We start from the raw sequence: 13,788 nt of genomic DNA, 5'->3' as shown, positions 1-13,788 counted from the left end.
TCTGAATTATATTTATTAAAAAAGTCGCATTTCAATTAGAAATCCGACTTTTTTATATTTTACTGCTCACTGATGAAACTGATCATTGAACACTTTTCTATTTATTTCCTTTTTCGAAATCGGCTACAAATTGTGCTAATCCAATATCGGTCAATGGGTGTTTCAATAAACCGTAAATGGCAGAAAGTGGTCCTGTCATCACATCGGCACCAATCTTGGCACAATTTACAATGTGCATGGTGTGTCGAACCGAAGCAGCAAGAATTTGTGTTTCGTAACCGTAGTTATCATAAATCAATCTGATTTCTTCAATCAAAGCCAAACCATCAGTCGAAACATCGTCTAAACGACCAATAAAAGGCGAAACATAAGTGGCACCAGCTTTGGCAGCCAATAAAGCTTGTCCAGCCGAAAAAACTAAAGTAACATTGGTTTTAATTCCTTTATCCGAAAAATATTTAGCAGCCATAACACCTTCTTTTGTCATTGGCAATTTTACCACAATTTGCTCGTGTAAATCTGCTAGTTCTTCCCCTTCTCTGATCATTCCGTCAAAATCAAGTGCATTTACTTCGGCACTCACGTCACCATTCACAAGATTGCAAATATCAACATAATGTTTCAAAATGCTGTTTTTTCCGGTGATTCCTTCTTTAGCCATCAATGATGGATTTGTAGTAACGCCGTCCAAAACTCCAAGAGCTTGTACTTCCTTAATTTGGGCTAAATTAGCTGTGTCAATAAAAAATTTCATATATAGTTTTGTTTAATTGTATGTTTAAAATTCGGTGCAAATTTACAACTTATAATGATTCATTAGCATTTTTTCATATACTTTATCAGGTAGAATTCGTTTAAGAACAATCGAGAATTTCTGCATAAAAGCACCCACTTTATAATGAATTTTAGGGTTTGGATTTTGAATAATTTCATAAACCGCCTCCGCCATTTCATTAGGATTACTGCCGCTATCCACGTGTTCGTCCATCATTTTTAATGTATTTCCATACGGAATTTCGTAAGCCGAATCCTTAATTAAGGGTGCGTGAAAACGTCCTGAAGCAATATTAGTAGCAAAATCTCCCGGAGCAACGTTCGTAATCTGAATCCCAAACGATTTCACTTCCATTCGCAAAGCTTCCGTGATTAATTCCAAGGCTCCTTTTGAAGCCGAGTAAACGCTGCGATACGGCAAACCCATATAACCCGCGATAGAAGTTATGTTGATTATTAAACCTAATTTTTGTGAACGCATTTGTGGCAAAGCTGCTTTTATCACTTCGATTGGTCCAAAGAAATTGGTTTCGAAATTGTTCTTTATTTCATCGGCTGGAATTTCTTCCAAAGGCCCAGTGATTCCAATACCAGCGTTGTTGATGACAATATCCAATCTCCCTGATGTGGCAATTATTTTGGCAACAGCCGCAACAATCGTTTCGGTATTTCGAACATCTAAAGCGACCAATGGAAAAACAGAATTTAAAACTCGCTCTGGATTCCGACTGGTTCCATAAACAATGAACCCTTTGTGATGCAAAAATTCGCCAATAGATTTCCCTATTCCCGAAGAACCGCCTGTGATTAAAACTACTTTGCTCATTTTGATTTAGGATATTTAAATATGGCCAAAAATAAAAAAATCTTCCCAAAGGAAGACTACTTTTTTGTAAAATAAAAAAAATGGCAAGCGACCTACATCGCACCGCTCAACCACGTACCCTTGCTATGTTCCCATCCTGGGGGATTTTGCAGGAGCTGGTCGTGTAGGACTTGCCGGTGCAAATATACAATCTATTTTATATTTTTACAAGAGCTTTGCGCCTATAAAATATCGTTGTATATTGCATCATCAAAATTTTAATTTATGAAAAATTATAACTTCCTATTTATCATTTTATTAGGAATCACTTTGGCTAATTGTGGAGGTGCCAAAAAAGGAGAAAATACTTTATTTACATTCGATAATTCTAATTTCAAGGAACATTATGTGTCTCAAGATACAATAGAATTAGGGGTTTTAAACCCTAATTCGAAAGAGATCGATAGTATCGCTTACTTTGTGAATGATAAAAATATTGGTTTCATAAAAGGTTCTGAAAAACTTTCTTTCCAGCTAAAAGATGAAAAATTAGGCTATCAATATCTAAAAGCACGAGTGTATTTTGATGGCGAAAACTCCGAAGCCACAGCAAGAATTGAGTTGGTTTCGAATGTACAACCTAAGTCACTAAAATATACGATTGTAAATACTTATCCACACGATACGGCATCTTTTACCGAAGGTTTGGAGTTTTACAAGGATACTTTGTATGAAAGTACAGGGCAAAACGGAGCTTCCTATTTGAGAAAATATGATTATAAAACAGGAAGGGTATACAAACAAGTCGATTTAGATTCAAAATATTTTGGTGAAGGAATTACGATTTTGAATGGCAAAATATATCAATTGACCTATCAAGAAAAAACTGGTTTTATCTACAATGCCGATACCTGGAAGTTAGAAAAAACCTTTGCTTACGATAAAGATATTGAAGGATGGGGAATGACCAATGACGGGAAATACATTTATCAAACCGACAAAACCGAGAAAATTTGGAGAATGGATCCTGAAACACAAAAAATGATTGATTACATCAATGTTTATTCTGGGAATTCAAAAATAAAAGCCATCAATGAATTAGAATGGATTAACGGAAAAATCTATACTAATGTTTGGACAAAAGATGCTATAGCCGTTGTAAATCCAGAAAATGGTTCAGTTGAAGGAGTTTTGGATATGTCAGGTTTGCGAAAATTAACAAAAGCCAAACCAGACGATTCTTTAAACGGCATCGCCTACAACCCGAAAACAAAAACTATTTTTGTTACCGGAAAAAATTGGAATAAAATGTTCGAAATCAAGGTTTCGGAATAATTTCATACTAAATGAAAACACTAATCATCAACATCAAGGAACTACTTCAAGTTCGGAAAAGTTCAATTTTGAAAATTTCTGGTGCTGAAATGGCCATTCTCCCCACGATTAAAAATGCCTATTTGGTCATTCAAAATGGTCTTATTGCTGATTATGGTTCAATGGAAAATTTACCAGAGGATTTAAATCCAGAAAAATGTATTGATGTTGATGGAAAAATGGTTTTGCCCGCTTGGTGCGACAGTCATACCCATATTGTTTACGCAGGCAATCGAGAACAAGAATTTGTAGATAGAATCAATGGACTTTCGTATGAAGAAATTGCCAATCGTGGTGGTGGAATTCTAAATTCGGCACAAAAACTCAACGAAACCAACGAAGAAGAACTTTATAACCAATCAAAAGTTCGTCTTGAAGAAATAATGAGGCTGGGAACAGGTGCTGTCGAAATAAAATCGGGTTATGGACTTACCCTTGAGGGTGAACTGAAAATACTTCGAGTAATCAAAAAATTATCAAAGGATTATTCAATAACCATAAAAGCGACTTTTCTTGGTGCTCACGCCATTCCTCAAGAATTTAAGGAAAATAGAAAAGGATATATTGATTTGATTATTGATAAAATGCTACCGGAAATCGCCAAGAATAAACTAGCCCAATTTATAGATGTTTTTTGTGAAACAGGTTATTTCACGGTTTTAGAAACGGAACAAATTATGAAAGCGGGAATTCAATTTGGTTTAAAACCAAAAATCCACGTGAATCAATTTAATTCTATTGGCGGAATTCAAGCTGGGATTAAACACAACGCACTTTCGGTAGATCATCTAGAAGTAATGAAACCTGAAGACATAGAAGCTCTGAAAAACACCGAAACAATGCCGGTTGCTTTACCATCTTGCTCCTATTTTTTAGAAATTCCTTATACTCCAGCAAGAGAAATGATGTCTGCGGGATTACCATTGGCACTAGCAACCGATTTTAATCCCGGTTCAACTCCCTCAGGAAATATGAATTTTGTGATTTCGACGGCTTGTATCAAAATGAAAATGACTCCCGAAGAAGTTATAAACGCCGCTACTATAAATGGAGCTTATGCAATGGGAATTTCAGAAACCCACGGAAGCATAACTATTGGCAAAAAAGCGAATCTTATTATTACGAAACCTATTTCTTCCTATTATCAATTGCCATATGCTTTTGGAAGTAATTTAATTGATACTGTATTTATTGAAGGTGAAGTTATTGCATAAAAAAAGAGGAGCATTATGCCCCTCTTTTTTTTATTAAACTTTACTATTTTATTTCAATGTAAAACTAGTTTTAGAAACCAATTCGTTTTTGTCGAAAACATTCACAAAATACGTTCCTTTTGCAAAATCTTTACCTGGTAAATCTTCAGAAACATTTACGGTTTTATTTTCATATTTCACATTGGATATAAAACTGTATGTTAATGTTTTATCATCAAAAGTTTCCGTTTTTTTATCTCCAAGAACATTGTTTTTGCTATCTATTACTTGTACATAATAAGATTTGTCACCCGATTTTGCAATTTGATTTTCGGCAATTGTAAAACTAATTTTTAGAACATCTGCTCTACCCGCTTTTTCAGTTTCTACCTGTTTTCCTGAGTTTCTCACTTTATAAGCTGAAGTTTTCATATTCAAAACAGATAATTTAGAACCTTTTTCGACTGTTTTAGATAGTTCTTCATTTTGACCTAATAATACTTCGTTGTATTTTTTTGATTTACCCAATACAACCACAGTGCTATCACGTTGTGTTGTTAAAACTGTATTTTGTTTTTTTAACCCTTCATTTTCAGCTAATAAACCCTTCATATCGTTTTCTAATTTAAGATATTGAGTTTTGTATTTTGCTAATGAAGCTACATCGCCTTTAGACTTTCTTAAGTTTTCCATTAAAGTAACGACTTTGTCTCTTTCTGTAATTAGTTCTTCAGACATTGAAGTGTTTTCTGCAATTGCGGCATCGTAAGTAGTTTTTAAATCTTGTAAGTCTTTCATTACCAAGTCTTTTTCACTAACAGTTTTTGTTAATTCTGTTTGTACAGCTTTTGCATCCGAGGTCATCTTAAAAATGCAAATTAAACTTCCTACTAATAGAATTGCTAATACTATAATAATTACCTTTAATCTTGAGCTTGAATTGTTTTGTTGATCTTCCATTTTTGTTTTAAATTTTAACAAATCTAATAAAATAATATGACCTAATAAAGAATTATCAACAATTATATTATATTTGAGCATTATATTTTTATGGAAAAACTTATCCCATTTACAAGCAATGATCTAGCAAAGATTACAAACCACAGAAGTGGTGAAATAAAATTTGGAGAAAAAATGCTAACTATACCAAAAGGAACTGATGCTTTATCATTCCTTAAAACTTCTGATGCAAAATATGTATTGTTTGGAATACCAGAAGATATTGGCGTTAGAGCTAACTATGGCAAACCCGGAACTGCATCAGCTTGGGATAGCGCCATACAAAGTATTGCCAACATTCAACACAATAGATTTTGCAAAGGGTACCATATCCTTATTTTGGGAAAACTTGATGTGTGCGAAGATATGAAAGCGGTGAAACATTTAGATTTTCACAATGCTAATGATCGATCTAAATTGAGTAAACTCGTAGAAAAAATTGACAAAGAAGTTTCCCACATTATTTTTAACATTGTTAAATCTGGAAAAATACCAATAATTATTGGTGGTGGTCATAATAATTCTTACGGTAATATTAAAGGAACAGCGCTTGCCAAAGGAAAATCTATAAATGCTATCAATTTTGATGCCCATTCCGATTTTAGAATTCTTGAGGGAAGACACAGCGGAAATGGATTTTCTTATGCTTATGAAGAAGGGTTTTTAAAAAAATACTTCATTTTTGGCTTGCATGAAAATTATACTTCAAAAAGTGTTTTGGACATCATTAAAAAAACGAATGATAGGGTTCGCTTTAATACGTATGATTGCATTAAAATTCGCAAAGAAAAAGATTTTAATCAAGAAATTATCCAAGCAATGGGATTTATTAAAAATGACAGCTACGGGATTGAAATTGATCTTGATGCAATTCCAAATATTGCCAGCAGTGCCATGACATTAAGTGGTTTTTCTATTGAAGAACTTAGACAATTTGTTTCCTATTTTGCTAAAAATAAAAATGCCTCTTATTTGCATATTTGCGAAGGTGCCCCAGATTTATCAGAAGAAAAAAGCAGTCATTTAATTGGAAAACTAATTGGTTATTTAGTTACAGATTTCGTTAAATCGAACAACAGCATTCCTTTAGTAGAATTCTAAAATTCTTTTTTTTGATTCATCAAATATAATAAAGCTATCTTTGCCTAACTATCTATGTACTTATTACAAGATATTTAATACAAAAAAAATGTTATTCGAAGATTTATCACTTTCAAAAAGTATACAAAGAGCTGTATTTGAAGAAGGCTATACAAACCCCACTCCTATTCAAGAACAATCTATTCCGTTAGTATTATCAGGAAAAGACATGATAGGTTGTGCACAAACAGGAACAGGAAAAACAGCAGCTTTTGCCATTCCAATCATTCATCAATTACACCGAATCGTAGGTTCATCAAAAAAATCCAAAGAAATTCGCGCCTTAATTGTAACACCCACTAGAGAATTAGCAGTTCAAATTGGACAAAGTTTTGACACTTATGGAAAATATACCAACTTAACACAACTTACCATTTTCGGAGGTGTTTCTCAAGTTCCACAGGTAGATGCACTTCGAAAAGGAGTAGATGTTCTTGTAGCAACTCCGGGAAGATTACTCGATTTGCACAAACAAGGGTTTATTGATTTAGATCATTTGCACTCATTGGTACTCGATGAAGCTGATCAAATGCTCGATATGGGATTTATAAATGACGTGAAAAAAATTGTAAAGCTTACGCCAAAAAACAGACAAACTTTATTGTTTTCAGCAACAATGCCTATTGCTATTCGGGAATTAGCCGAAATGTTCTTAAAAGATCCAGCAAAAGTTGAAGTTTCGCCCGTTTCATCTACTGCCGAAAATGTAGAACAACATGTTTATTTTGTCGAAAAAACCGAGAAAAGAAACTTGTTGTATCATTTGATAAAAAATCAAAATTTATCCGATGTATTGGTTTTTTCCAGAACCAAGCACGGTGCCGATAATGTTGTAAAAGCTTTGCGAAAAAACGACATTGCCGCAGAAGCAATCCACGGAGACAAGTCACAAAATGCAAGACAACGCGTTTTAGATGCTTTTAAAATGAAGGAAGTTGGTGTTTTAGTAGCTACAGATATTGCAGCTCGTGGTATTGACATTGATCAATTACCATTTGTAATCAATTTTGATTTACCTAATATTCCAGAAACATATGTTCATCGAATTGGGAGAACTGGTCGTGCCGGAAATGAAGGCATTGCTATTTCTTTTTGTAGCAAAGACGAACATCAATATTGGAAAGACATTCAGAAATTGATAAAAGTAGATGTAAAAATAGTAAGTGATCATCCTTATCCTTGGCATTCTGGAAGTCCTCAAACAGCTCCCGCTGGAGCACAAAAAAATTCAAACCGAAGTGGCGGTGCTCATAAATCAAGAAAATCTGAGGTTTCCAAACAAAACAAAAAACGCTGGTATTAATTTTTTTAATTATTCGCAGTATTTTATAAAAAAAAAACACACTTTTAACTAAAACTTAAAAGTGTGTTTTTTTTTATTAGTAACTTTCTTTTCATCAAATATTTAGCTTTTAATTATTTGTTATATTAATTTTTTTTTAGTTTGATTTCAGCTAATTTGATGAGAGTTAGTTACAAACAACTTAAACATTTATAACTATGGATACTGAGTTTCTCCCTCACCTTCCCATTTTCCAACAACCGATGTGGCCAAAGCATTTCCTAATACATTTGTTGCACTGCGAAACATATCACAAAAATGATCAATTGGAAGAATCAAAGCAATTCCTTCAATTGGAATATCAAACATCCCACAAGTTGCCGCCACAACTACTAAACTTGCTCTAGGAACGCCAGCAATTCCTTTACTGGTAAGCATTAATACTAAAAGCATCGTCATTTGCGTTCCAACATCCATATGTATTCCGTAAGCTTGTGCAATAAAAATACTAGCAAAAGTCATATACATCATACTGCCGTCTAAATTGAAAGAATAACCCAACGGCAACATAAATGAAACAATCTTGTCTTTAACCCCAAAACGTTCTAACTCTTCAGTAAGTTTAGGAAAAACAGCTTCACTACTTGTAGTGCCAAAAGCAATTATCAATGGACTCATGATATGATTCAATAAAGTTTTCAATCTTTTTCCAAGAAATAGAAGCCCTACTGCCAAAAGAAAAACCCATAATGATCCAATACCTACTAAAAATGAACTAAAAAATTTCAGATAGGTAATAACCAAATCATTCAAGTCTTTTATGGCAAAAACGCCTGCTATTGCTCCAAAAACACCAAGAGGAGCAAATTTCATAACATAATTCACCATTTTAAGAATAATGTGTGATGTTTTATCCAATGCATTAATTACTGGTTTTACATAACTTCCAATAGAAGCTGCCGCCAATCCAAAAAAGATGGAAAAAATAACAATTTGAAGAATTTCGTTATTAGCCATTGCTTCAAAAATACTTTTTGGAAAAATGTGTTCAATAAAGTTTAGTGCAGAAAAACTTTGGGTATGACCAGTAACTTCGGCCGCTGAAGTTAAATCTACATCAGATAAATTTAAACCTACACCAGGCTGTAAAAGGTTGACCCAAAACATTCCAATTAGTAATGAAATTAAAGAGGCCGAAAAAAACCATCCTAATGCTCTTCCCCCAACCCTTCCTACGGTTTTAACGTCACCTAATTTTGCAATTCCCACTACCAAAGTCGTAAACACTAGCGGTGAAATAATCATTTGAACCAAACGAATGAAAACCGTTGCCAATATTTTTATTTTGTCGCTAAATTGTTTGGCAAAAGTAAAATCATAATTATTATGGATATAAATACCCAAGATTACTCCCAGCAACATGGCGATAAGAATTTGAACAGTAAGATTTCCTAATAAAGATGGTTTTTTGGTTTCGTTGTGTGTCATTTTGGGTGTATTCAGTTTTCAGGTGCAGTTCATAATGCACATTTAAAACTATTAAAGGTAGGTTTTTGTTAATCAAATTAAAATTATCGAGAATTACTGAAGACTTTGCCTCGACAATGAGAACACTACGTAAAAGGAGTAAGGATTATGGCGATCTTTTCCGGTCATTTCCGTATAATTTTCTTTGTTGTCCAAAGATTTTTGTTTTTTCATTATTGTAGCCAAAGCCTTGGAAGGGATACGAAAATAAATATTTATTTTGAAGCCGCAATATAATTACTAAATAAATTTAAAAATTTATTTATTACTATAAAATGGGTTTAATTTACCTATAGATTTTGCAACTAATGTACTTACTGTAGCGTCACTCGTTACATTTACAACAGTCCTACACATATCTAATGGCCTATCAATAGCAAAAATAAGAGCTAATCCAGCTTCAGGAATACCAGCTTGTCCTAAAACAATAACTAGCATTACCATTCCAGCACTTGGAACCGCAGCTGAACCTATAGAGGCTAAAGTAGCGGTAACAACAATCATTAATTGTGTTTGTAAATCTAAAGGGATTCCTAAAGCTTGAGCTATAAAAACGGCTGCTACGGATTGATATAAACTCGTTCCATCCATATTTACAGTTGCCCCTAAAGGCAATACAAAACTAGAAACTTCTTCGTCTACACCAACATGCTCTGTAACACACTCCATTGTTACGGGAAGTGTTGCAGCGCTAGAACTTGTAGAAAAGGCCAATAGTTGTGCTGGCGAAATAGCTTTAAAAAACTTAATAGGAGGATACTTTGCAAAAACCACTAGTAAGGTAGGATAAAACACAAAAACCATTAGCGACAAACCTAATATTACTGTTAAAGCATAAACACCAAGTGCATTAAGAGTTGAAAAATCAGGAATTTCAACCATAAGTGACGCCATCAAAGCAAAAACGCCAATAGGAGCTGCTAACATAATAACATCTATAATTTTTAAAATTACATCATTTAGTCCTTTGAAAAAATCGACTACTGGTTTTGCCTTATTTTCGTCAATTAAAATTAATCCAATGCCAATCAAAATAACAAATAATATAACTTGTAACATCGAAGCATTATCGCTCAACGCTCTAAAAAAGTTATCTGGAACTATGTCAACTAATGGCTGTAAGGGACCTTTGCTTTTAGCAGATGCTGCTAATTCAATTTTTTGGGCTGCATCACCTGCAAAGTTTTCTAATAGACTTTTTCGAGATTGTTCATTAATATAATTACCGGGTTTAATTAAATTAGCTAAAACTAAACCAATAGAAACAGCCGTTATAGTTGTAAATAAATATATAACGATAGTTCTTCCTCCTAATTTTGATAACTTCGAAACGTCTTTTAAATCAGATATTCCCACAATCAATGATACTACAATCAAGGGAACTGCTATCATTTTTAGTAAATTGATAAATATAGTTCCAAAAGGTTTTATCCAATCAATAACAATTCCTTTCAGTTCTAAATTTTTCATAAAAAAACCAAAAGCTAAACCCAAAATCATTCCTATTAGGATTTTCCAATGTATTGCTATTTTCATAGATTAAATATAAGTTTTGTTAATCAAATAAAAATCAGCTAGAACTATAGCAGCCATTGCCTCGACTATGGGAACGGCACGAGGAACAACGCAAGGATCATGGCGCCCTTTTCCTGTCATTTCAGTTATATTTCCTTTATTGTCTAATGATTCTTGTTTTTGCATTATAGTGGCTACTGGCTTAAAAGCTACACGGAAATAAATATCCATTCCGTTGCTAATTCCGCCTTGAATTCCACCGGAAAGATTCGATTTTGTAGTTCCATCAGGGTTGTATAAATCATTGTGTTCGCTTCCTTTCATTTGTGAACCACAAAAGCCACTTCCAAATTCGAAACCTTTTACGGCATTTATCGAAAGCATTGCTTTGCCTAATTCAGCGTGTAATTTATCGAAAACTGGCTCTCCCAATCCTATTGTAACATTTTGAATCACACATGTTATGGTTCCTCCTACCGTGTCACCTTGTTTTTTTATAACTCGAATATATTCTTCCATTTTGATGGCAGATTCTTCATCTGGACAGCGAACGGGATTATTTTCTGTTTTCGAAAAGTCTAAATCTTGATATGGTTTTTCCAAAAATATTGGCCCTACAGAGGAAACATAGGCATTTATTTTGATCTCTGGTAAGATTTGTTTTGCTATAGCTCCGGCCACTACTCTACTAGCAGTTTCACGAGCTGAACTACGACCACCACCGCGATAATCACGAACACCATATTTTTTTTCGTAGACATAATCGGCATGACTTGGTCTGTAATTATCTTTTATATGCGAGTAATCGTCTGATTTTTGATTGGTATTTGGTATAATGAAACCAATGGGAGTTCCCGTTGTTTTTCCTTCAAAAAGTCCAGAAAGAAATTGTACATCATCTGGTTCTTTTCGTTGGGTGACTATTGCGGATTGTCCTGGTTTTCTCCGAGACATTTCAACTTGAATAGCATTTAAATCTAATGTTATTCCTGATGGACAACCGTCAATTATTCCGCCTAAAGCTTCCCCATGTGATTCTCCAAAAGTCGTGATTCTAAATAGTGTTCCGTAGCTATTTCCTGCCATTATTGTAATTAATTTTAACAAAAGTACTATTTTAGTTCTAAGATTAAAAGTTTAAAGTACGAAGTTTTAAAAAGCCATATAAATTTTGTAGCTGTTTTTAAAATATTACACTAGATTTCATATTTAAGCTTATTACAAACTAATGTGTAAAATTAAAAAAAATGATCTTCGAGTATAATGATAAATATGTCTATTATAAAATGTTTAAATTAATTTTTGCATAATTTTTTTATCTGTTTGAAGTTATATCTTTGTATAAACAAACACTTAAACTATGAAAAAAATAATTTTATCGGGAGCAATGTTAATTTTAGTAGCATTTACAGCACAAGCTCAGGAAATTTCGGAAAATGCACTAGGCCTGCGCTTAGGAGATAATTCAGGTTTTGGAGGAGAAGTTTCTTATCAAAGAGCTTTATCAAGTAATAATCGTTTGGAACTGGATTTAGGTTGGAGAAACAGAAATGATTATAGTACAAATGCTTATGATGACAATGCTATAAAGTTAACTGGTTTATACCAATGGGTTTGGAATATTGATGGAGGATTCAACTGGTATGCTGGTGTTGGTGGAGGTTTAGGCAGTTGGAGTACAAAAAATAACATTGTAAAAGACAGTGGCACTTTTGTATTTGTAGCTGGAGATGTTGGGATTGAATATAGTTTTGATATTCCATTGCTAATTTCTTTAGATTTTAGACCAGAAATTGGTGGTAGCGGTTATTACTCAAGTAGCTACGGCTCAGATATTGCATTAGGATTGCGATATAAATTCTAAAAAATGATAATTAATACAATCCCGTTTGTCTCTGCAAACGGGATTTTTTATTTAAAAATGATTTCCTTTTTCGAATTTATTTTGACTACACAATAAGGATTACTTATGACTTTGGAAACCATTGCATCTGGTTCTGGCGAAGTTTCTTTTATAGTAACAATTATATTTTTATCTGTTTCTAATGCGCCTTCGACTCCTATTTCAAATCCACCGGTCAATTTCTCTCCCATATTCAAAATGATAAAATTTGAAGTTAGAATATCATTTGTTGTGATTTTATTTTTTAATTTGGCATCATTTTGTAGCATTTTGATTTCATTTGGTTCAGTAAGAATCTCATAAAATTGAATACTTGCTCCACCATAGGATTGTTGTATTAAAACCTCAAACAAAGTTTTATTTACAGTAGTTTTAGTGGATGTAGCCCCGCAAGAAAATAAAAAAAATGGCAACAATAAAAGAATTGTTTTTTTCATCTAAATTTATTTATGGCTTTATGATATAAATCTTCATATTGAGGCAAAATATTTTTGATGTCAAATTGCTCAGCAACGGACAGAGCATTCTTTTTGAATGATGCCAAAACAGCGGCGTCTTTTAGAATTTGCAAGGCGTTTTCGGCCATTTCTTTTATTTTTCCTACATTACTTAAATAACCAGATATTCCATCAAAATTCACTTCGCCCAGACCTCCTGAATTACTCGAAATCACGGGAACTCCCCACGCCATTGCTTCTAGAGCTGCAAGACCAAAACTTTCGGTTTCTGATGGCAATAAAAATAAATCACTAAAACTTAAAATTTTATCAATTTCGTTGCTATTCCCAAAGAAAATTACCTTGTCCTGAATTCCTAATTCTTGGCATAAATATTCGGCTTTTTCTTTTTCAGGTCCGTCTCCCACCATCATTAATTTTGCGGGAATTTCTTTTTGAATTTTATAAAATATTTTAATCACGTCAGGAATTCGTTTCACCTTTCTGAAATTGCTAATGTGTGTAATGATTTTTTCATTTTCATTAGCCATAACTGAACGTCGACAGGAAATACTAGGGTCGATTTTGTTTTTATCCAATTCTATGAAATTAGGAATAACCTGAATTTCATTTTTAATATTGAATAATTTTATAGTATCCTCTTTCAAACTTTGAGAAACCGAAGTTACAAAATCAGATTTGTTGATACTAAAAGTAACTGCCGTTTTATAAAAAGGATGATTCCCTACCAGTGTAATATCTGTTCCGTGAAGCGTGGTGATCATGGGGAGATTTATACCTTCATCCGCTAACATTTGCTTGGCCATATAGCCTGCATA

Annotated in this window: 13 protein-coding genes and 1 other RNA gene; 5 read left to right on the top strand and 9 right to left on the bottom strand. The window is 33.4% G+C overall.

Annotated elements, in window-relative coordinates; genetic code table 11:
• Positions 1-97: 97 nt before the first annotated feature.
• The 3 genes from fsa to ffs form a co-directional block, all read right to left on the bottom strand.
• Positions 98-754, bottom strand: coding sequence for a fructose-6-phosphate aldolase (fsa, locus tag AABM59_RS04200; RefSeq protein WP_338407724.1), 657 nt, complete (start codon positions 752-754; stop codon positions 98-100).
• Between the two features lie 42 nt (positions 755-796).
• A complete protein-coding gene (locus AABM59_RS04195) occupies positions 797-1,600 on the bottom strand; it encodes an SDR family oxidoreductase (protein WP_338407723.1) in 804 nt (267 codons plus the stop codon).
• Between the two features lie 78 nt (positions 1,601-1,678).
• Positions 1,679-1,776, bottom strand: an RNA gene (gene ffs, locus AABM59_RS04190) — signal recognition particle sRNA small type.
• Between the two features lie 88 nt (positions 1,777-1,864).
• Between ffs and AABM59_RS04185 the strand changes: the two genes are divergently transcribed.
• Positions 1,865-2,914, top strand: a complete 1,050-nt coding sequence (locus tag AABM59_RS04185) for a glutaminyl-peptide cyclotransferase (protein ID WP_338407722.1) — start codon at positions 1,865-1,867, stop codon at positions 2,912-2,914.
• Between the two features lie 11 nt (positions 2,915-2,925).
• Complete coding sequence (gene hutI / locus AABM59_RS04180; protein WP_338407721.1) at positions 2,926-4,167, top strand: imidazolonepropionase; 1,242 nt, start codon at positions 2,926-2,928, stop codon at positions 4,165-4,167.
• Positions 4,168-4,215: 48 nt separating this feature from the next.
• On the opposite strand, the gene AABM59_RS04175 is transcribed toward hutI, so the two are convergent.
• Positions 4,216-5,106, bottom strand: coding sequence for a hypothetical protein (locus AABM59_RS04175; RefSeq protein ID WP_338407720.1), 891 nt, complete (start codon positions 5,104-5,106; stop codon positions 4,216-4,218).
• A gap of 90 nt (positions 5,107-5,196) precedes the next feature.
• Between AABM59_RS04175 and AABM59_RS04170 the strand changes: the two genes are divergently transcribed.
• Both AABM59_RS04170 and AABM59_RS04165 read left to right on the top strand, forming a co-directional pair.
• Positions 5,197-6,246 (top strand): formimidoylglutamase, encoded by a 1,050-nt coding sequence (locus AABM59_RS04170; protein WP_338407719.1) that lies wholly within the window; start codon positions 5,197-5,199, stop codon positions 6,244-6,246.
• Between the two features lie 88 nt (positions 6,247-6,334).
• Complete coding sequence (locus tag AABM59_RS04165; protein WP_338407718.1) at positions 6,335-7,588, top strand: DEAD/DEAH box helicase; 1,254 nt, start codon at positions 6,335-6,337, stop codon at positions 7,586-7,588.
• 195 nt (positions 7,589-7,783) lie between these two features.
• Here the strand turns inward: AABM59_RS04165 and AABM59_RS04160 are convergent, their stop codons facing one another.
• The 3 genes from AABM59_RS04160 to aroC form a co-directional block, all read right to left on the bottom strand.
• Entirely contained in the window at positions 7,784-9,055 is a 1,272-nt protein-coding gene (locus AABM59_RS04160; RefSeq protein WP_338407717.1) for a cation:dicarboxylase symporter family transporter, read from the bottom strand.
• 297 nt (positions 9,056-9,352) lie between these two features.
• Positions 9,353-10,630, bottom strand: coding sequence for a dicarboxylate/amino acid:cation symporter (locus tag AABM59_RS04155; protein ID WP_338407716.1), 1,278 nt, complete (start codon positions 10,628-10,630; stop codon positions 9,353-9,355).
• Between the two features lie 3 nt (positions 10,631-10,633).
• A complete protein-coding gene (aroC, locus tag AABM59_RS04150) occupies positions 10,634-11,695 on the bottom strand; it encodes a chorismate synthase (protein WP_338407754.1) in 1,062 nt (353 codons plus the stop codon).
• 274 nt (positions 11,696-11,969) lie between these two features.
• Here aroC and AABM59_RS04145 point away from each other — a divergent pair, with 274 nt between their 5' ends.
• Complete coding sequence (locus AABM59_RS04145) at positions 11,970-12,473, top strand: hypothetical protein (RefSeq protein WP_338407715.1); 504 nt, start codon at positions 11,970-11,972, stop codon at positions 12,471-12,473.
• Between the two features lie 47 nt (positions 12,474-12,520).
• Here AABM59_RS04145 and AABM59_RS04140 read toward each other — a convergent pair whose 3' ends face one another.
• Together AABM59_RS04140 and bshA are read right to left on the bottom strand one after the other, a co-directional pair.
• Positions 12,521-12,949, bottom strand: coding sequence for a protease complex subunit PrcB family protein (locus tag AABM59_RS04140; protein WP_338407714.1), 429 nt, complete (start codon positions 12,947-12,949; stop codon positions 12,521-12,523).
• On the bottom strand, positions 12,946-13,788 hold an 843-nt coding region (gene bshA, locus AABM59_RS04135; RefSeq protein ID WP_338407713.1), incomplete at its 5' end, for an N-acetyl-alpha-D-glucosaminyl L-malate synthase BshA. The genes AABM59_RS04140 and bshA, both read right to left, overlap by 4 nt.

Origin of the sequence: uncultured Flavobacterium sp. (genome assembly GCF_963925185.1) — a bacterium.
GTDB lineage: Bacteria > Bacteroidota > Bacteroidia > Flavobacteriales > Flavobacteriaceae > Flavobacterium.
This window is presented reverse-complemented; position numbering and strand designations above follow the sequence as displayed.

Bases quoted from the DNA above. Each gene is read 5' to 3' on its own strand.
- aroC (WP_338407754.1), bottom strand. From the start codon at position 11,695: ATGGCAGGAAATAGCTACGGAACACTATTTAGAATCACGACTTTTGGA.
- AABM59_RS04195 (WP_338407723.1), bottom strand. From the start codon at position 1,600: ATGAGCAAAGTAGTTTTAATCACAGGCGGTTCTTCGGGAATAGGGAAA.
- fsa (WP_338407724.1), bottom strand. From the start codon at position 754: ATGAAATTTTTTATTGACACAGCTAATTTAGCCCAAATTAAGGAAGTA.
- hutI (WP_338407721.1), top strand. From the start codon at position 2,926: ATGAAAACACTAATCATCAACATCAAGGAACTACTTCAAGTTCGGAAA.
- AABM59_RS04140 (WP_338407714.1), bottom strand. From the start codon at position 12,949: ATGAAAAAAACAATTCTTTTATTGTTGCCATTTTTTTTATTTTCTTGC.
- AABM59_RS04175 (WP_338407720.1), bottom strand. From the start codon at position 5,106: ATGGAAGATCAACAAAACAATTCAAGCTCAAGATTAAAGGTAATTATT.
- AABM59_RS04165 (WP_338407718.1), top strand. From the start codon at position 6,335: ATGTTATTCGAAGATTTATCACTTTCAAAAAGTATACAAAGAGCTGTA.
- AABM59_RS04160 (WP_338407717.1), bottom strand. From the start codon at position 9,055: ATGACACACAACGAAACCAAAAAACCATCTTTATTAGGAAATCTTACT.
- AABM59_RS04185 (WP_338407722.1), top strand. From the start codon at position 1,865: ATGAAAAATTATAACTTCCTATTTATCATTTTATTAGGAATCACTTTG.
- AABM59_RS04155 (WP_338407716.1), bottom strand. From the start codon at position 10,630: ATGAAAATAGCAATACATTGGAAAATCCTAATAGGAATGATTTTGGGT.
- AABM59_RS04170 (WP_338407719.1), top strand. From the start codon at position 5,197: ATGGAAAAACTTATCCCATTTACAAGCAATGATCTAGCAAAGATTACA.
- AABM59_RS04145 (WP_338407715.1), top strand. From the start codon at position 11,970: ATGAAAAAAATAATTTTATCGGGAGCAATGTTAATTTTAGTAGCATTT.